Here is an 18,273-nt window from a genome sequence, read left to right on the forward strand (position 1 = left end):
ACCATAGGTCAAGGCAAGCCCCCTGATATCCGGCCGAAGGCTTTACTTAAACCCGATGAATCTGACAGGCTCTCCACGCGTACGCCCCTGAGAACCAGCGGAGAGGTCAAGATCGTGAAGCTGTTGCGGGTGGGTCCGGTGGGTGAGGAGCGGCCGTGTGTGCTCGCGCCGGACGGGCGGGTGCTGGATGTGTCGTCGGTGACGGGTGATATCGACGGTGTGTTCCTTGCGGGGGGCGGTATCGAGCGGGTGCGGGTGGCGCTGGCGGAGGGCCGGTTGCCGGAGGCGGGGCCGTTCGAGCGGGTGGGGGCGCCGGTGGCCCGGCCGGGCAAGGTGGTGTGTATCGGGTTGAACTATTCCGATCATGCGGAGGAGACGGGGGCGCCGATCCCGGGTGAGCCGGTGGTGTTCATGAAGGCGTCCAACACGGTGGTCGGCCCGGATGACGAGGTGCTGGTGCCGCGCCGGAGTGTGAAGACCGATTACGAGGTCGAGCTGGCGGTGGTTGTGGGTCGCACCGCTCGTTATCTGGATTCTCCGAAGGACGCGGCGGGGGTGATCGCGGGGTATGCGATCGCCAATGATGTGTCGGAGCGGGAGTTCCAGAACGAGCGTGGGGGTCAGTGGGACAAGGGCAAGTCGTGTGAGACGTTCAATCCGCTGGGGCCGTGGCTGGTGACGGCGGATGAGGTGGGTGATCCGCAGGCGCTGGGGTTGCGGTTGTGGGTCAACGGCCGGTTGCGGCAGAACGGCAACACCAAGAACCAGATCTTCGGGGTGTATCACGTGATCTGGTATTTGAGCCAGTTCATGGTGCTGGAGGCGGGTGATGTGGTGAACACCGGGACTCCGGCGGGGGTGGCGCTGGGGCGTGGCCCGCAGGCCTATCTGCGCAAGGGTGATGTGGTGGAGCTGGAGATCGACGGTCTGGGCCGTCAGCGCCAGCGGGTGGGCCAGGCATGAACGAGCGAACCGGTGGGCGAACCGGTGGGCGGAGCGGCGGGCGGAGCGGCGGGCGGAGCGGCGGGCGCGGCGTGTTCGGTTCATGCGGCCCCCGGCTGCGAGGCGTGGGGGTGGCATGAGCGGGGAGTTCGACGGGTTGGTGGCGGTGGTCACCGGTGGGGCGTCGGGCATCGGCCGGGCGGTGGCCGAGGAGCTGTCCGCGCGCGGCGCCCGGGTCGCGGTGCTGGATGTGAAGGGCACCGAGTTCGTCTGTGATGTGACCGACGACGGGGCGGTGCGGGGGGCGGTCGCGGCGGTGGCCGGGCGGTTCGGGCGGATCGATGTGCTGGTGAACAACGCGGGTATCGGGGCGCAGGGCTCGGTGGCCGGCAACGATGATGCCGAGTGGCTGCGGGTGCTGGATGTGAACGTGGTGGGGGTCGCGCGGGTGACCCGGGCGGCGCTGCCGTATCTGCGTGAGTCGCCGTATGCGGCGGTCGTCAATACGTGTTCGATCGCGGCGACGGCGGGGTTGCCGCAGCGGGCGTTGTATTCGGCGTCCAAGGGGGCGGTGCTGGCGTTGACGCGGGCGATGGCGGCCGATCACCTTGGTGAGGGCATCCGGGTCAACTGTGTGACGCCGGGCACGGTGGACACTCCGTGGGTCGGGCGGTTGGTGGATGCCGCGCCGGATCCGCAGGCCGAGCGGGTGGCGTTGGCGGCCCGGCAGCCGCACGGGCGTCTGGTGGCGCCGGAGGAGGTCGCGCATGCGGTGGCGTATCTGGCCAGCCCGCGGGCGGGGTCGACCACCGGGATCGAGTTGCCGGTGGACGGCGGGATGTCCGGTCTGCGCCTGCGGCCGGTGACATCATGACCGCCGCAGCGGCCGGTGTTCTGGCGGGCAGGCTGGGGCGGTACGGGCTGGGCACGGCCCCCTTGGGCGGGTTGTTCGCGCCGGTGAGCGACGAGCAGGCCGAGCACGCGCTGGATGCCGCCTGGCAGGCGGGGATCCGTTACTTCGACACCGCGCCGCATTACGGCAGCGGGCTGGCCGAGGAGCGTCTGGGGTGTTTCCTGCGTGGCCTGCCCGCTGACGCGGCCGGGCAGGCGGTGGTGTCGACGAAGATCGGCCGGGTGCTGGTGCCGGGCCGGGGCGAGGAGGAGGGCTTCGTCGGCCGGACCGGGTTCGTGCGGGTGCGGGACTACAGCCGCGAGGGGGTGCTGCGCTCGCTGGACGACAGCCTGAAACGGACCGGGCTCGATCGTTTCGATCTGGTGTTCATCCATGACCCCGACGACTACTGGGAACAGGCCGCCGGTCAGGCCTACCCCGCGCTGGCCGAGCTGCGCGACCAGGGGGTGATCGGCGCGATCGGCGCCGGGATGAACCAGGCGCCGATGCTGACCCGGTTCGTGCGGGAGACCGACCTGGACGCCGTGCTGGTCGCGGGACGCTACACGTTGCTCGACCGCTCCGCCGCCGAGGAACTGCTGCCCGAATGCCAGCGGCGCGGGGTGGCGGTGATCGCCGGTGGGGTGTTCAACAGCGGCATCCTCGCCGGAGGCGCCACCTACGACTACGACGCCGCCCCACCCGCCGTCGTCGAACGCGCACGAGAGCTGGGACGCATCTGCGCCTCCCACGGCGTGCCGCTCCCCGCCGCCGCCCTGCGCTTCCCCCACCGCCACCCCGCCGTCACCACCATCCTGATCGGCGCACGCAGCGCGGACGAGATCGCCGAGGACCTGGCGCTGGCGGCGGCGGACATCCCGGACGCGCTCTGGGAGGACCTGGACCATGCGGGTTGATCTCGCCTACGGCACCGGCGGCCTGGTCGTGGACCTGCCGGACGACCGGACCACGGTCATCGCGCCGGTCGCCCGGCCCGCCGTGCCGGACGAGGCCGCCGAGCTGCGCCGGGCCCTGCGCGAACCCGTCGCGGGCCCCCCGCTGCGTGAGCGGGTGCGTCCCGGCCAGACGGTGGCGATCTCCGCCTGCGACGGCACGAGGCCCCAGCCGCGGCACCTGATGATCCCGGCGATCCTGGCCGAGCTGGACGGGATCATCGACCTGGACGACGTCGTGATCCTCGTGGCCACCGGCACCCACCGCGGCAACAGCGACGCCGAGCTGCGCGCGATGTTCGGCGACCAGGTCGTGGACGCCGTGCGGATCGTCAACCACGACGCGCGCGACGCGTCGTCGCTGAGGTGGATGGGCCGCCACGGCAAGGACGTGCCGGTCTGGCTCAACCGCGAGTGGACCGACGCCGACGTGCGGATCACGACCGGTTTCGTCGAGCCGCACTTCTTCGCCGGGTTCTCCGGCGGCCCGAAACTGGTCGCGCCCGGGCTCGCCGCCCTGGAGACCGTGCTCACGCTGCACGACGCGGCCCGCATCGGCGACCCCCGGGCCACCTGGGGCGTCATCCAGGGCAACCCGGTTCACGACGACGTGCGCGCCATCGCCGCCGCGACCGGCGTGACCTTCGCCCTCGACGTCGTGCTCAACCGGGAGCAGCGGATCGTGCGGGCGTTCGGCGGCGACCTGCTGCCGATGCACGCCGCCGCCACGGCCGCCGCCCGCGCCGCCGCGATGCGGCTGGTCCGCGAGCCCTTCGACGTGGTGGTGACGACGAACGCGGGCTTCCCGCTCGACCAGAACCTCTACCAGTCGGTGAAGGGGATGAGCGCCGCCGCCCAGGTCGTCAAGCCCGGCGGCACCATCGTCTGCGCCGCCGAGTGCCGGGACGGCTTCCCCGGCCACGGCTCCTATCGGGACGTGCTCACCTCCGCCGCCTCTCCGGAGGCGCTGTTCGAGGAGATCTCCCGCCGCACCGAGACCGTGCCCGACCAGTGGCAGGTCCAGATCCAGGCCCGCATCCAGCGGCACGCCCGCGTGATCATGCACACGTCGCATCTGACCGACGCCGACCTGGCCGCCGCCCACCTGGAGCAGACCGGCGACATCGCCGCCACGGTCCGCGCCCTGCCCGGGCGGGTCTGCGTCCTGCCGGAAGGCCCCATGACGATCCCCTACCTCGCCGGAGAGTGACCGTGCCCCAAACCGCCGTGCCCCACACAGCTGTGCCCCACACAGCCGTGCCCCACACCGCCGTGCCGCCGGCCGCCGGATCCGTCACACCGGCATGAGCGAGGCGCTCGACCTCGGCTACGCCCGCGTGGATCTCGGCCGCGAGGCGCGCCAGGGACTGCCCGAGATCGTGTACGGCCCGGGCAAGCGCGTGAGCGAGATCGCCGGGATCGTCACCGCTCTGCTCGGCCGGAACACCGGACCGGTCCTGGTGACACGGGTCGAACCCGGCACGGCCGCCGAGGTGCGCGCGCTCGTCCCCGGCGGCGCGTACGACCCGGACGCCCGGCTGCTGGTCTGGCGGCCGGCGCCGCCGGTCGAGCACACGGTGGCCGTGGTCACGGCGGGAACCTCGGACGGCCCCGTCGCGGTGGAGGCGGCGGCCGTCGCCACCGCGCTCGGCCTGCGGACCGTCATGGTCAGGGACGTCGGCGTGGCCGGGCTGCATCGCGTGCTCGCCGCGGCCGGCGACCTGCGCGCGGCCGACAGCGTGATCGTCGTCGCCGGCATGGAGGGCGCGCTGGCCAGCGTCGTCGGCGGGCTCGTGGAGACCCCGGTGATCGCGGTGCCGACCTCCACCGGATATGGCGCCGCGCTGGAGGGCGTGACGGCCCTGCTGGCCATGCTGACCTCCTGCGCCGCCGGGCTGACCGTGGTGAACATCGACTCCGGCTTCGGCGCCGCGCTCGCGGCCTACCGCCTCACGAGGAGGACGCCCCGGTGATCGTCTATCTCAACCCCTTCACCGGGCTCGCGGGCGACATGCTGCTCGGCGCGCTGCTCGACGCCGGGGCCTCGCTCGACGCCGTACGGCAGGCGGTCGCCGAGACCGGGCTCACCGGCTGGCGGCTCGACGCCGAGCGGGTGCGCACCGGAGCGCTGACCGCCACCCGCGTGCGGATCGAGGTCGCCGACGACGCCACCGAGCGCCCGGCCGCGCGACTGATCACGATGGCGGCCCGGACCGGGCTGACCGTGGCGGAGTCGGCGCTGACCGCGATCGCCGAGGTGGAGGGCGCGCTGCACGGCGTCCCGCCCGCCGAGGTCCACCTGCACGAGCTCGGCGGGCACGACACCCTGATCGACATCGTCGGATGCGCGGCGGCGCTGCGCGATCTCCGGGTGACGCGCGTGCACTCCGCGCCGCTGCCGCTCGGCGGCGGCACCGTGCACACCCGCCACGGCGTGCTGCCCGTTCCGGCTCCCGCCACGCTCGCGCTGCTGAAGGGGGCACGGGTGCGGGGCGGGGAGGCGGGAGAGGCGGTCACGCCGACCGGGGCGGCCCTGCTGCACGCCATGCGCACGGTGTACGGCCCGGCTCCGGAGATGACCCTGCGCGCCACCGGCTACGGCGCGGGCGGCCGCGAGCTGCCCGACCGGCCCAACGTGACCGTGGCCATGCTCGGAGAGCCCGTGGCCGGGGAGAGCACGCAGATCGTGCTCTCCACGAACCTCGATGACGTCACCGGGGAGGTCCTCGGGCACGTCATCGAGCGTGCCCTCGCGGCGGGCGCGGCGGACGCCTGGGTCACGCCCGCCGTCATGAAGAAGGGACGCCCCGCGCACGTGCTGCACGTCCTCACGTCCCTTGAGCTGGCCGACGACCTGCAGACCCTGGTCTTCGCCGAGACGGGAAGCCTGGGCCTGCGGCGCGGCGTGGTGGAGAAGGTCGCCCTGCCCCGGCACGTCGAGACCGTACGCCTGCACGGCCGGGACGTCCGCATGAAGCACGGGCCGTGGGGGGTCAAACCCGAATACGACGACCTGGCCGCGCTGGCCCGGGCGACCGGCCGGCCTTTGCGGGAACTGACACGAGAGGCATTCGACGCGCTGTGACTTCCGACGTGACTCCCCCTGCGACTCCCTCGACGACTCCCCCGGCGGCTCCGGCCGTTCCTTCGGTCGCGACCCGCGTCGACGCGCATCACCACCTGTGGGATCTCTCCCTGCGCCCGCAGACGTGGCTCGATCCCCCGGAGATGGCGCCGATCCGCCGCGACTTCGCCCTGTCCGACTACGCCTCCGCGACGGCCGGAACGGGCATCGGCCGCTCCGTGCTCGTACAGGTGCTGGGCGACGCGACGGAGACGCGCGAGTTCCTGGCCCTGGCGGAGCGGTCGCACACCGTCGCGGCGGTGGTGGGCTGGGCCGACCTCACCCGGCCCGATCTCGCCGACGAGCTGGCCGCCCTGGCCGCCTCTCCCGGCGGCGCCCTGCTGCGCGCGATCCGCCACCTGGTGCAGGGCGAGCCCGACCCGCGCTGGCTGGCCCGCGACGACGTACGCCGGGGGCTTCGGCAGGTCGCGGAGGCCGGGCTCGCCTACGACCTGCTGGTCCTGCCGCACCAATTGCCGGCCGCGATCGAGACCGTGCGTGCCCTGCCCGAGCTGACCTTCGTGCTCGACCACCTCGCGAAACCGCCGATCGCGGCCGGGGGCATCGACCCCTGGGCGGGCCTCATCCGTGAGCTCGCCGCGGAGCCGAACGTCACGGCCAAGCTCTCCGGCCTGATCACCGAGGCGGCGTGGGACGACTGGAACGCCGCCGCGCTTCGCCCGTACGTCGACGTGGCTCTCGACGCGTTCGGCCCGTCTCGTCTCATGTTCGGCTCGGACTGGCCCGTCTGTCTTCTCGCCGGCTCCCTGCCCCTCTGGACCGAGACCGTCTCGGCGCTGCTCACCGATGCCGGGCTGACGGCCGCCGAGCAGGAGGCCGTCTTCCGCGAGACGGCGACCCGGGTCTACCGCCTGGAGGAGTGAGCGCCGGGACGCCGGCCGGACCGCCCGAAGGCGTCCGGCCGGCGTCGGCCGACTCCGGATTCCGCGGGTCAGCGTGCTTCGGTGTCAGGGTGCTTCATGGGTCAGGGTGCTTCGGGGGTCAGGGTGCTTCGGGGGTCAGGGGGCTTCGGTGTCAGGGTGTGGTGAGGTCGAAGCGGTTGACGGTGACCGCGCCGCCGAGGGATTGGGTGGCGTAGTTGAAGATGGCGAAGCGGTAGCCCATGAAGAACTGCCAGGCGTTGCCCATGGTGAAGGCGGGCCCGAACGAGGTGAAGTTCACTCCGTCGGTGCTGTAGGAGAAGCGGGCCTGGCGGCCGCTGCCGGGGCGGATGTCGGCGTTGACCCGTAGCCAGATCCTGCCGCCGGACACGGGCGTGGAGGCCACTTCGGTGCCGGTGCTGGTGGTCTGCCAGCTACTGTTCATGGTCAGGTTGTTGGTCGCCACCAGGCGGGTCTGGCCGTTGTCACGCCTGACGCCGATCCAGGCCGAGGAGTCGCGCAGCATCGCCAGCCCGGCCCGGTCGCCGTCGCGCATGGACGCGTAGTCGAGCTCGATCGTCGCGGTCGAGGACGGGCCCAGGATGCGGTGGGTCAGGGTGTTGCGGGCCGAGTAGAGGTCGTTGGTGACGGTGGCGGTCTGCAGGCGCAGCCCGTTGCCGACGCTGTATCTGCTGGTGTCGGGGTTGTGGTTCCACTCCCACTCGGGGCCGAGCCGGCTGCCGGTGAAGGTGTCGGTCCCGGTCGGGGGCTTGACCTGCCGGGGCGGGCGCGGCACGTTGGGGTAGGGGTAGGAGCCGCCCCAGGCGCCGTTCACGGTCTGGACGGTGGGCCAGCCGTCGGAGGTCCAGGTGATGGGGGCCAGCACGGGGATGCGGCCGCCGGGGTAGGCGTCCTGGAAGGCCATGTAGTACCAGGCGCCGTTTTGGGTCTGGACCAGCCCGCCCTGGTGCGGCACGCCGCCGCCGGAGACCGGGCCGCCCATGTTGAGCAGCACCTGGCGCATCTCGTACGGGCCGAAGGGACCGTTGGTGGACTTCAGCACGTACTGCCCGTTGGCCGGGCGGGTCAGGAAGATGTAGTAGGCGCCGTTGCGCTTGTACATCCGCGACCCTTCCAGGGTGCCCACGCTGGAGGGGGTGGAGAACACCTGCTGGCTGCGGACCTCGCTCTTGCCGTCGGCCGACAGCTGGGCGACGCTGATCTGGGTGTTGCCGTAGGCGACGTACATGGTGTCGTTGTCGTCGACGAGCAGCCCGGCGTCGTAGTAGCACTTGTTGATCGTGGTGTGCCGGTTCCAGGGGCCTTCGACCGAGGTCGCGGTGTAGATGTAGGTCTTGCTGAAGTCGATGCAGCCGCCCCAGTAGAAGGTCTTGTTGCTCGGGCGGTAGTTCAGGAACGACGCCCAGATCCCGTTGACGTAGGCCCGCCCGCCGTTCAGGTCGTATTTGGACCCGAAGTCGAGCGTGGGCACCGAGTGTCCGGCGTACTCCCAGTTGACCAGGTCGTAGGAGCGCAGGATCGGCGCACCGGGCGAGTAGTGCATCGTGGAGGCCGAGTAGTAATAGGTGTCGTCCACCCGGAAGACGTCGATGTCGGCCAGGTCCTCCCACAACACCGGGTTGGAATAGGTCGACGACGGCGGCCACGACCCGCTCGTCGGACTCGCTGACGGCGACGCCGACGGCGAGGCCGACGGTGACGGCGAGGGATCGGAGACGCTCCCGACGGGGACGAGCTGCCACTGCTGGTTGTTGCCGCCCCAGTCGGAGTACTGCACGATCCTGCCGCCGTCCGCGGTGGAGGCGTTCTGGACCTCGACGACCTTGCCGCTGTTGCGGTTGACCAGCCGTACGTAGCCGCCGGACGAGTCCGCGAGCCGGAACTGCTGGTTGGTGCCGTTGTGGTCGCTCCACTGCACGACGTCGGCGGCGTCGGCCGTGGAGAGGTTGGCCACGTCGATCACCTTGCCCGAGTGGCGCGACTGCAGGCGGTAGTAGCCGCCGCCGGAGTCGAGGAACCGCCACTGCTGGTTGTTCCCGTTGCTGCGGCTCCACTGCACGAGCGCCCCGCCGTCGGCGGTGGAGAAGTTGTAGACGTCGAGCGCCTTACCGCTGTTGCGGTTGACCAGGACATACCAGGTGTTGGTGTCGACGGTCGCCGCGGAGGCCGGCGCCACCCAGGTGACGGCGGACGCCAGAACGGTCGCGAGCGCCGCCAGCAGGCAGGCGAAGACGGTGGCCGGCGCGCGTCGCCGGCCACTCGTCGTACGGACGGGGGGTTGGTGCATCTTCTCTCCTTCAGCGGAGACACGGCTGGGGATGGGGACAATGCGCGGTCGGTGGTGCGTGGCCCGCGCCAGGGCACGAGGGCGCGCCTCGCCGGAAGGTGAAGGGAACGGCAGGGCTGCGGATCGGCCGCCGGGGCGGGTTCGACGTGGTCGCCCCCGAGGGCACCCGGCCGGATCGGCGGACGGCGGTCGTCGCCCGGCACGCGGCGGAGGCGGCCCGCCGGCGGACGCCGCTTGTGTCGAACGCGGCGCCGGAACTCCCGGAATTCACGTGCCGGAAGTCACGGCGCCAAAGAGACGGCGCCATACGCCCAGCGCCGGACTACCAGCGCCACGCTCTCGGTGCCGAACTCTCAGCGCCATACTTTCGGCGCCATACTTTCAGCGCCGAAAGCCGGCGTACCGGAACTCGCGGCGCCGGAACCGACGCGCCGAAAGGCGTGACGGTGGAAACAGCGACCGGCTCGTGAACCCTTTGACAGCCGTCTGCCGCTCACAAGTGCTGCGGACGGGCGCGTGCCGGCCGGAAAGTCATGTGGGTCTACGAGGCCGATGTTAGCGCTAACAATTCTGCGACCAATACTCCTCTCTCATCGAACGGCCCGTGCGTGGTGGTGTAGCGCGGATCAAACCCGACGCGGCACGCCGCGTCAACCCTTGCCCCTCCGCGTCCGGGTCGTCGCGCCGACCGGGCGCGGCCGACCTGCTCTTCCGTGGACGCGGGAACTCCCTCCGGAGTCCGGCGCGCGGGAAACTTTCATCGCGACCCACGTGATCCGTGGGCGGCGCGAAGGAAGTCGCGCCCTTTACGAACGACATTTCGCGCCGTACACCTGCGCAGATGACGCATGCGCGCGAAAGCTGCTTCGAAACTTACAGGCAACACTCTTGACACGTTTCGGGATGATTTCCAGACTGACTCCCCGGAGGCGGCTCCTCCTGCCGGATCGGTGGTGCGCGGCAGGGGCCACCGTTTCGGCTTCAAATGACGGCCGACGGCGTGGTGTTCCCGCGGACGTCTTTTCCGCGTTCCCTCATCGATTTCGCAGTTGGAGGCTCAAGCATGGGCGAAACAGCCCCACGACCCGCCGACGGAAGACGGCATAGGCTCGCCGGCACCCGCCGGCTGCTGATCGCCGGCGCCCTCGGCGCACTCGGCACGGTCACCGCACTCTCGGCATCCGTCCCCGCTGACGCGGCAGCCGGCACCCTGGGCGCGGCCGCCGCCCAGAGCGGCCGCTACTTCGGCACCGCGATCGCGGCCGGGCACCTGAACGACTCGACCTACGTGGCCACCTGGGACCGGGAGTTCAACTCGGTCACCGCGGAAAACGAGATGAAATGGGGCCCGATCGAGCCCTCCCGCAACTCCTTCAACTGGGGTTCGGCCGACCAGATCGTCAACCACGCCGTGAGCAAGGGCATGAAGGTCCGCGGCCACACCCTGGTCTGGCACGCCCAGCTGCCCAGCTGGATCAACAACAACATGTCGGCCAGCGACCTGCGCTCGGCGATGACCAACCACATCACCCAGGTCATGAACCACTACAAGGGCAAGGTCTACGCCTGGGACGTGGTCAACGAGGCCTTCGCCGACGGCGGCTCGGTCGGCAGCCTGCGGAGCTCGATCTTCACGCAGAAACTCGGCAACGGCTTCATCGAGGAGGCCTTCCGCGCCGCGCGGGCCGCCGACCCCAACGTCAAGCTGTGCTACAACGACTACAACATCGACGACGCCAACGCGAACAAGACCCGCGGTGTCTACAACATGGTCAAGGACTTCAAGGCCCGCGGCGTGCCCATCGACTGCGTCGGGCTGCAGTCCCACTTCGGCAACCCGCCGTCCAACTACCAGCAGAACATCGCCCAGTTCGCCGCCCTCGGCGTCGACGTCCAGATCACCGAGCTCGACGTCGGCGGCTCCGGCTCCACGCAGGCCGACGCCTACCGCCGCGTCGTCCAGGCCTGCATGGCCGTGTCCCGCTGCACCGGCATCACGGTGTGGGGCATCACCGACAAGTGGTCCTGGCGCAGCGGGGACACCCCACTGCTGTTCGACGGCAACTTCAACAAGAAGCAGGCCTACACCGCCGTCCTCGACGCCCTCAACGGCGGGACGTCCAGTTCTCCCCCGCCCACCGGAAACGGGAACGCCATCAAGGGCGTGGGATCGGGCCGCTGCCTCGACGTTCCCAACGCCTCCCAGACGAACGGCACCCAGGTGCAGATCTGGGACTGCAACGGCCAGAGCAACCAGACGTGGACGCAGACGAGCTCCGGTGAGCTGCGGGTCTACGGCAACAAGTGCCTGGACGTGAACGGCGCAGGCACCGCCGACGGCACCAGCGTGATCATCTGGGACTGCAACGGCCAGAGCAACCAGAAGTGGCAGTTCAACTCCGACGGCACCATCACCGCGGTCGGCGCGAACAAGTGCCTCGACGTCATCGGCGCTGGCACCGCCAACGGCACGAAACTCCAGATCTACTCCTGCTGGGGCGGCACCAACCAGCAGTGGACCCGAGTGTGACACCACTCCGCCCGGGGCGGCCCCGTGGCCGCCCCGGGCGGATCGCGGACCCGTCGGCGCGGATCAGCACCGACAAGTCAAGAGGAGAAGGCATGACGCAGGATCAGCATGGGCCCGTGAGCGGCGAGCGGCGGTTGCTGAGCCGCAGGTCCGTCCTGGCGACGGTGGGGGCCCTGCCGGTCATCACGGCCGCGACGTCGGTCCTGGGGGCCTCGGCGGCCTCGGCGGCCACCGCGACCGTGAATCCGTCGGCGCAGCGGCAGACCATCCGGGGCTTCGGCGGCATGGCCCACGCCGCCTGGATCGGCGACCTGACCGCCGCCCAGCGGGACACCGCGTTCGGCAACGGCGAGGGCAAGCTCGGGTTCTCCATCCTGCGGATCCCCGTCGGCGAGAACCAGTCGGACTGGAGCCGTGACCTTGCGACGGCGAAACGCGCGGCCGAGCTCGGGGCGATCGTCTTCGCCTCGCCGTGGAATCCCCCGGCGTCCATGGTCGAGACTTTCAACCGCAACGGCCAGACCAACGCGAAGCGTCTCAGGTATGACCAGTACGCGGCGTACGCCCAGCATCTGAACTCCTTCAGCACGTACATGCGGAACAACGGGGTGAATCTGTACGCCATATCCGTGCAGAACGAGCCCGATTACGCGCACGACTGGACGTGGTGGACGTCCACTGAAATCGTCCGGTTCCTGCGTGAGAACGCCGGCTCTATCAACACCCGGGTCATCGCGCCCGAGTCGTTCCAGTACGTCAAGAGCATGTCGGACCCGATCCTCAACGACTCCACGGCGCTCGCCAACGTGGACATCATCGGGGCGCACCTCTACGGCACGCCGTATTCGAACTTCCCCTATCCGCTCTTCAAGCAGAAGGGCGCCGGCAAGGACCTCTGGATGACCGAGGTCTACTACCCCAACAGCTCCGACTCGGCGGACACCTGGCCCCAGGCGCTCGACGTGGGTGAACACATGCACCGCGCCATGGTGGAGGCCGAGTTCCAGGCGTACGTCTGGTGGTACATCCGGCGCAGCTACGGCCCCATGCGCGAGGACGGCCAGCTCAGCAAGCGCGGCGCCATCATGGCGCAGTTCGCCAGGTTCGTCCGCCCCGGATACGTACGGATCGACGCGACGGCCAACCCCGCGTCCAACGTCTACGTCTCGGCGTACCGGAACGACGACACCGTCGTCATCGTCGCCATCAACAAGGGGACCTCCGCGGTGAGCCAGCAGTTCACCGTGGCCAACGCCGGCTCGGCCGCCGTCTCGTCCTGGCTGACCGACGCGAGCAGGAACGTCGCTCCCCAGGCGCAGACCACGATGTCGAACGGCTCACTGACCGTCACGCTCCCGGCCCGCAGCATGACGACGTTCGTGACCAGCCTGAGCGGCGGAGGCCCCTCGCCCTCCCCGTCGCCCGTCGTGTCGCCGAGCCCGGCGCGGAGCCCCTCGCCGAGCCCGTCGCCCAGTGGCGGCACCGGCACCGGGCCCCGGGTCACCTACACGATGAACGCCTGGGACACCGGCTTCACGGCCGCGATCAGCATCACCAACACCGGGACCTCCACGATCAGCGGCTGGACGCTGAGCTTCACCCTGCCCTCCGGGCAGTCGATCACCTCGGGCTGGAACGCCACCTATTCGCCCTCAAGCGGCCAGGTGAGCGCCAGCAATGTCAGCTACAACGGCACGATCGCCCCCGGAGCCACCGTCGACATCGGTTTCCAGGCCACCCACACCGGCAACACGGCCAAACCGACCGCCTTCACCCTCAACGGCGTGCCCTGCGTCGTGGCCTGACCGAGGCCGCGACGTCGACCTGACCCCGCCGCTGCCCCGGACTCACCGGTCCGGGGCAGCGGCGGAGGATCATCCGAGCGCGGACACGAAGGCGCGCAGCACCCGCCACTGCTCGGCAAGCGCGTGGGGCACCTCCCCGAGGGGGTCCTTGAAGAAGAAGGCCAGCTCGGTGAGCGGGCCCGTACACCCGGCCTGCTGGGCGGCCGCCGTCAGCCGGGCCAGGTCCAGGACCAGCGGCGCGGCCAGCGCCGAGTCGCAGCCGTGCCAGGTGAACTCCATGCGCATGCGCGTGCCGAGGAAGCCCTCGAAGGAGATCAGGTCCCACGCCGTCTTGAAGTCGTCGAGGTCCTCGACGAAGTCGATCCGGGTGTCGCCCTGCGGGGTGTAACCGAGCGTCTCGCGCAGCACGCGCTGCTTGCTGGCCGACTTGGCCGCGTTGGCCGCCGGCTCGGCGAGGTTCGCGCCGTCGCCGCCGCCCAGCAGGTTGGTGCCCGACCAGGCGCGCACTTTCAGGTTGCGCAGCCGGAACATCGGGGCGAGCACCGACTTGACCAGGGTCTCACCTGTCTTGCCGTCGTGACCGGCGTACGGCAGCCCCTGCACTCGGGCCAGGGCGTCGAGGGCGGGCAGCCGGGCGCCGGTGGACGGCGTGAAGTCGACGTACGGGCAGCCGGCGCGCAGGGCGGCGTAGGCGGCCAGGGCGCTGGGCGGCAGGACGGGCTCCGGGCCGTCGAGCGCGGCCCGCAGCGCGTCGAGATCGGCGTGGGCGGGATGGGGCGGCGGCGCGGGTTCCGTGGTCGAGACGTTGATCACGACGACGTGGTCCAGCCCGTGCCGGCGGCGGAACCGGTCCAGGTCGGCGCCGATGGCGTCCGCGACCCCGGCCTGGTTCTCGTGGAGCGGCAGGGGCCGCACATCCTGCTCGATTTCGAGCAGCGCGTCCTGCACGGCACCGGCGAGCCGGGCCGGGACGATTCCCGCCTCGGCCAGCGCGGCGGCCTTCTTGACCAGGGGGATCGAGGAGATGTCGTGGCCGCCGAAGACCAGGTCGCCTATGGCGGGGAGGGCGTCGCTGTGCAGCTCGGGCGACTCGAGGACGCATCCGGTCGGCTCGGCCAGGCCCGCCCGCACCGCAGACGCCCCGAGCATGCTGGTGACCGCGACCGACCCGCGTGCTCCTATCAGCCATACTCCGGTTTTCATCTGTCTCCTCTCCCCGGCCGGTCGGCCGGGATGGTGCGGGTGCTGCTCAATGTGAATCGGCGCAGGGTGAATCGGCGCAGGGTGAAACGCATCAGGGTGAAGCGGCGCAGAGTGTGCCTGATCGGGGGTGAATCAGCGTGGGGGGTGGATCGGCGTGGGGGGTGAATCGGCTCAGCGCGGATCGGCATGGGGGGTGAATCGCTCAGCGCGGATCTACTTCGGGATGGGTCCGCTCCACCGGGCGGCGGCCACTGTGTGCCCAACGTGCGAAGCACTTCGCGGCCAGCACGCGGAGCACCGTGTTGCCCAGCGTGCGGAGCACTGTGTGCCCAGCGTGCGGAGCACTATGTGGCACTGTGCGGCCGCCGCCCGGCGTGCCGGGTCACTCGGAGGAGAAGGCGGCGTCGAAGGCGGCGTCGGGCGGGGTGATGGCGTTGAGGGAGCGGATGTAGGCGAGGGCCTCGGGTGCGCCGTGCAGCCGGTCCATGCCCGCGTCCTCCCACTCGATGGAGATCGGGCCGTCGTAGCCGATGTGGTTGAGCGCGCGGAAGCACTCCTCCCACGGCACGTCGCCCCGGCCGGTGGACACGAAGTCCCAGCCGCGGCGGGGATCGGCCCAGGCCAGGTGGGAGGCCAGACGGCCGCGCCGGCCGTCGCGGGTGGCCACCCGGGCGTCCTTGCAGTCGACGTGGTAGATCTTGTCGGCGAAGTCGAGGATGAAGTTCGCCGGGTCCAGGCCCTGCCACACCATGTGCGAGGGGTCCCAGTTCAGCCCGAAGGCCGGCCGGTGCCCGATGGCCTCCAGCGTCCGCACCGTGGTGTGGTAGTCGTAGGCGATCTCGCTGGGGTGCACCTCGTGCGCGAACCGCACCCCCACCTCGTCGAAGACGTCCAGGATCGGGTTGAAGCGGTCGGCGAAGTCCTGGTAGCCGGCCTCGATCATGGACGGCGGCACCGGGGGGAACATCGCCAGGGTGTGCCAGATGGAGGAGCCGGTGAAGCCGACGACGGTCTTGACGCCGAGCTTGGCCGCCGCGCGGGCGGTGTCCTTGAGTTCCTCGGCGGCGCGCTGCCGTACGCCTTCGGGTTCGCCATCGCCCCAGATGCGGGCGGGCAGGATGCCCTTGTGGCGTTCGTCGATGGGGTGGTCGCAGACGGCCTGGCTGAGGAGGTGGTTGGAGATCGTCCACACCCCGAGGTTGTACTTGGCCAGGGTCTCCTTCTTGCGTTCGACGTAGGAGTCGTCGGCGAGGGCCTTGTCGACCTCGAAGTGGTCGCCCCAGCAGGCGATCTCCAGGCCGTCGTAGCCCCATTCCGAGGCCAGCCGGCAGACCTCCTCGAACGGCAGGTCCGCCCACTGCCCCGTGAACAACGTCACCGGCCTGGTCATGAATCCTCCACACTTGTGAAGCGGCTGCCCTCAGCCGCGCTCTGCTCGACGGCCGCCAGCACCCGCTGCACCCGCAGCCCGTCCTCGAAGGACGGCGTGGGGTCGGTGCCGGCGGCGATCGCCTCCAGGAAGTCCTTCGCCTCGTGGACGAAGGTGTGCTCGTAACCGAGGCCGTGGCCCGGCGGCCACCATGCCCCGGCGTACGGGTGGTCCGGCTCGGTGACCAGCACCCGCCGGAAACCGTGCTCGGCGCTGCCGATGGCGTGGTCGTGGAACCACAGCTCGTTCATCGACTCGAAGTCGAAGGCCAGGCTGCCCGCCGAGCCGTTGACCTCGATGCGCAGCGCGTTCTTACGCCCGGTGGCGAAGCGGGTGGCCTCGAAAGAGCCCAGCGCGCCACCACTGAACCGGCCGATGAACAGCGCGGCGTCGTCCACGGTGACCGGGCCCCTCCCGGCTCCGCCGCCGGCCGAGAGCCCGGCCGAGCTGGCCGCCAGGGGACGCTCCTTGACGAAGGTCTCGGTCATCGCCGACACCCCGGTCAGCAGCTGACCGGTGATGAATTCGGCGGTGTCGATGATGTGGGCGCCGATGTCGCCGAGGGCGCCCGATCCCGCCTTGTCCTTCTGCAGCCGCCAGACCAGGGGGAACTCGGGGTCGACGATCCAGTCCTGCAGATACTGCGCCCGCACGTGCCGGATCTCGCCGAGCCTGCCCTCCTCCACGAACCGCCGGGCCAGCGCGACCGCGGGCACGCGGCGGTAGTTGAAGGCGACCATGCTGCGCACGCCGCGCGCCGCCGCCTCCCGCGCCGCCGCGGCCATCGCCTCGGCCTCGGCCACGGTGTTGGCCAGCGGCTTCTCGCACAGCACGTGCTTGCCCGCCGCCAGCGCCGCGATCGCGATCTCGGCATGGCTGTCACCCGGCGTGCAGATGTCCACGATCTGCACGTCATCGCGTTCGAGGAGCCGCTTCCAGTCGGTCTCCGCGTGGGCCCACCCCAGCTTCTCGGCCGCCTGCGCGGTCGCCTCGGCGGACCGGCCGGCGACCGCCACCATCGCGGGCTTGATCGGCAGGTCGAAGAACGCGTCCACGCTGCGCCACGCCTGCGAGTGCGTACGGCCCATGAACGCGTAGCCGATCATGCCGATCCCGGCGACAGGCCTCATGACTCGAACCCGAGCGGCAGATACTGGGCGGCGTTGTCCTTGGTGACGGTCGCCGAGGACAGCGTGAGCGACTGGGGCACCTCCTGCTCCAGCAGGTCGCTCATGCCCTTGCCCTGCGCGATCAGCCGCGCCAGCTTGATCGCCGAACCGGCCATCGTGGGGCTGTAGGTGACCGTGGCCTTCAGCACGCCGTTGTCGGCCTGGATGTCGCGCATCGCGTTGGCCGAGCCGGCGCCGCCGACCATGAAGAACTCGTCGCGACCGGCCTCCTTGATCGCGGCGAGCACACCGATGCCCTGGTCGTCGTCGTGGTTCCAGATCGCGTCGATCTTCTTGTGCGCCTGCAGCAGGTTGCTGGCCACCTGCGTGCCCGACTCCACCGTGAACTTCGCGTCCTGCTGCGCGGTCACCGAGAACCCGTAGGTCTTCAGCGCGTCGGCGAAGCCCTTGCTGCGCTCCTGGGTCAGCGGCAGCGTCGCGATGCCCTGGATCTCCAGGATCACCGGGTCGGACACGCCCTTGTCCTTGAGCGTCTTGCCGATGAAGTGGCCCGCCGCCACGCCCATGCCGTAGTTGTCGCCGCCCAGCCAGGTCCGGTACGACAGCTTGTCGGGGAAGACCCGGTCCAGGTTGATCACCGGGATGCCCGCGTCCATCGCCTGCCGGGCGACCTGGTTGAGCTGCTCACCGTCGTTGGGCAGGATCACCAGCGCGTCGACCTTGGCCTGGATCAGCGACTCCACCGCCGAGATCTGCTGGTTGATGTCGTTGGTCGGCTCGACCGCCTTGAACTCCACATCGGAGAACTGCGCGGCCGCGTCCGTCGCGTTCTTGCTGATGGCGGCGATCCAGCCGTGGTCGGCGGCCGGAGCCGAGAAACCGATGACGACCTTCTCACCAGGGGCGTCGTTGCCGCCCGTGGCCGCGGCCGCGGGGGCCGCGGCCGGTGCGCTCGCCTGCGCGGCGGGCTCGTTGCTCGTGCAGGCCGTGACGAGTGCGCCAGCGCCGAGGACGGCTCCACTCCACAGGAAGCCGCGCCGGCCGACGTTCTTGTCCATATGTTCTCTCCTTGTCGA

Annotated in this window: 14 protein-coding genes; 9 read left to right on the top strand and 5 right to left on the bottom strand. The window is 70.6% G+C overall.

What is annotated here, in order from left to right; all coding sequences use genetic code 11:
- Positions 1–114 precede the first annotated feature (114 nt).
- From OHB01_RS32300 to OHB01_RS32330, 7 genes are all read left to right on the top strand, one after another.
- Positions 115–963 carry a fumarylacetoacetate hydrolase family protein gene (locus tag OHB01_RS32300; RefSeq protein ID WP_147945557.1) on the top strand — a complete coding sequence of 283 codons (849 nt, stop codon included), beginning with the start codon at positions 115–117 and terminating at the stop codon, positions 961–963.
- Positions 964–1,078: 115 nt separating this feature from the next.
- Positions 1,079–1,816: an SDR family NAD(P)-dependent oxidoreductase gene (locus tag OHB01_RS32305; protein ID WP_142652751.1), complete on the top strand. Its 738-nt coding sequence runs from the start codon at positions 1,079–1,081 to the stop codon at positions 1,814–1,816.
- Complete coding sequence (locus OHB01_RS32310; RefSeq protein WP_328854430.1) at positions 1,813–2,751, top strand: aldo/keto reductase; 939 nt, start codon at positions 1,813–1,815, stop codon at positions 2,749–2,751. Before OHB01_RS32305 ends, OHB01_RS32310 begins: the two co-directional genes overlap by 4 nt.
- The gene (gene larA / locus OHB01_RS32315; protein WP_328854431.1) at positions 2,741–3,997 is read left to right on the top strand and encodes a nickel-dependent lactate racemase; all 1,257 of its coding nucleotides are present in this window, start codon (positions 2,741–2,743) and stop codon (positions 3,995–3,997) included. Before OHB01_RS32310 ends, larA begins: the two co-directional genes overlap by 11 nt.
- 94 nt (positions 3,998–4,091) lie before the next feature.
- Entirely contained in the window at positions 4,092–4,760 is a 669-nt protein-coding gene (larB, locus tag OHB01_RS32320; protein WP_142652720.1) for a nickel pincer cofactor biosynthesis protein LarB, read from the top strand.
- A complete protein-coding gene (larC, locus tag OHB01_RS32325; RefSeq protein ID WP_328854432.1) occupies positions 4,757–5,872 on the top strand; it encodes a nickel pincer cofactor biosynthesis protein LarC in 1,116 nt (371 codons plus the stop codon). Before larB ends, larC begins: the two co-directional genes overlap by 4 nt.
- An 8-nt stretch (positions 5,873–5,880) precedes the next feature.
- On the top strand, positions 5,881–6,795 hold the full coding sequence (locus OHB01_RS32330; protein ID WP_328854433.1) for an amidohydrolase family protein: 915 nt from the start codon (positions 5,881–5,883) through the stop codon (positions 6,793–6,795).
- 151 nt (positions 6,796–6,946) lie between these two features.
- Here OHB01_RS32330 and OHB01_RS32335 read toward each other — a convergent pair whose 3' ends face one another.
- Positions 6,947–9,100 (bottom strand): family 43 glycosylhydrolase, encoded by a 2,154-nt coding sequence (locus tag OHB01_RS32335; protein WP_328709847.1) that lies wholly within the window; start codon positions 9,098–9,100, stop codon positions 6,947–6,949.
- A gap of 1,063 nt (positions 9,101–10,163) precedes the next feature.
- Here OHB01_RS32335 and OHB01_RS32340 point away from each other — a divergent pair.
- Together OHB01_RS32340 and OHB01_RS32345 are read left to right on the top strand one after the other, a co-directional pair.
- A complete protein-coding gene (locus OHB01_RS32340) occupies positions 10,164–11,630 on the top strand; it encodes an endo-1,4-beta-xylanase (protein WP_147945506.1) in 1,467 nt (488 codons plus the stop codon).
- Between the two features lie 92 nt (positions 11,631–11,722).
- Complete coding sequence (locus OHB01_RS32345) at positions 11,723–13,435, top strand: cellulose binding domain-containing protein (protein ID WP_328709846.1); 1,713 nt, start codon at positions 11,723–11,725, stop codon at positions 13,433–13,435.
- A gap of 69 nt (positions 13,436–13,504) precedes the next feature.
- On the opposite strand, the gene OHB01_RS32350 is transcribed toward OHB01_RS32345, so the two are convergent.
- The 4 genes from OHB01_RS32350 to OHB01_RS32365 all read right to left on the bottom strand — a co-directional run bounded on the left by OHB01_RS32350 (position 13,505) and on the right by OHB01_RS32365 (position 18,255).
- Positions 13,505–14,638, bottom strand: a complete 1,134-nt coding sequence (locus OHB01_RS32350) for an inositol-3-phosphate synthase (RefSeq protein ID WP_142652697.1) — start codon at positions 14,636–14,638, stop codon at positions 13,505–13,507.
- A 382-nt stretch (positions 14,639–15,020) separates the two neighbouring features.
- Positions 15,021–16,028, bottom strand: a complete 1,008-nt coding sequence (locus tag OHB01_RS32355) for a sugar phosphate isomerase/epimerase family protein (protein ID WP_328709845.1) — start codon at positions 16,026–16,028, stop codon at positions 15,021–15,023.
- The gene (locus tag OHB01_RS32360; RefSeq protein ID WP_147945576.1) at positions 16,025–17,197 is read right to left on the bottom strand and encodes a Gfo/Idh/MocA family protein; all 1,173 of its coding nucleotides are present in this window, start codon (positions 17,195–17,197) and stop codon (positions 16,025–16,027) included. The genes OHB01_RS32355 and OHB01_RS32360 overlap by 4 nt, the downstream gene beginning before the upstream one ends.
- Entirely contained in the window at positions 17,194–18,255 is a 1,062-nt protein-coding gene (locus OHB01_RS32365; RefSeq protein ID WP_328709844.1) for an ABC transporter substrate-binding protein, read from the bottom strand. The genes OHB01_RS32360 and OHB01_RS32365 overlap by 4 nt, the downstream gene beginning before the upstream one ends.
- Positions 18,256–18,273: the final 18 nt, after the last annotated feature.

It is taken from the genome of Microbispora hainanensis, assembly GCF_036186745.1.
In the GTDB taxonomy this organism is placed as follows: domain Bacteria; phylum Actinomycetota; class Actinomycetes; order Streptosporangiales; family Streptosporangiaceae; genus Microbispora.

Excerpts from the sequence above, each read along its gene's own strand:
- OHB01_RS32305 (WP_142652751.1), top strand. The coding sequence starts at position 1,079 with ATGAGCGGGGAGTTCGACGGGTTGGTGGCGGTGGTCACCGGTGGGGCG.
- OHB01_RS32310 (WP_328854430.1), top strand. The coding sequence starts at position 1,813 with ATGACCGCCGCAGCGGCCGGTGTTCTGGCGGGCAGGCTGGGGCGGTAC.
- larA (WP_328854431.1), top strand. The coding sequence starts at position 2,741 with ATGCGGGTTGATCTCGCCTACGGCACCGGCGGCCTGGTCGTGGACCTG.
- larB (WP_142652720.1), top strand. The coding sequence starts at position 4,092 with ATGAGCGAGGCGCTCGACCTCGGCTACGCCCGCGTGGATCTCGGCCGC.
- OHB01_RS32335 (WP_328709847.1), bottom strand. The coding sequence starts at position 9,100 with ATGCACCAACCCCCCGTCCGTACGACGAGTGGCCGGCGACGCGCGCCG.
- OHB01_RS32340 (WP_147945506.1), top strand. The coding sequence starts at position 10,164 with ATGGGCGAAACAGCCCCACGACCCGCCGACGGAAGACGGCATAGGCTC.
- OHB01_RS32345 (WP_328709846.1), top strand. The coding sequence starts at position 11,723 with ATGACGCAGGATCAGCATGGGCCCGTGAGCGGCGAGCGGCGGTTGCTG.
- OHB01_RS32350 (WP_142652697.1), bottom strand. The coding sequence starts at position 14,638 with ATGAAAACCGGAGTATGGCTGATAGGAGCACGCGGGTCGGTCGCGGTC.
- OHB01_RS32355 (WP_328709845.1), bottom strand. The coding sequence starts at position 16,028 with ATGACCAGGCCGGTGACGTTGTTCACGGGGCAGTGGGCGGACCTGCCG.
- OHB01_RS32360 (WP_147945576.1), bottom strand. The coding sequence starts at position 17,197 with ATGAGGCCTGTCGCCGGGATCGGCATGATCGGCTACGCGTTCATGGGC.
- OHB01_RS32365 (WP_328709844.1), bottom strand. The coding sequence starts at position 18,255 with ATGGACAAGAACGTCGGCCGGCGCGGCTTCCTGTGGAGTGGAGCCGTC.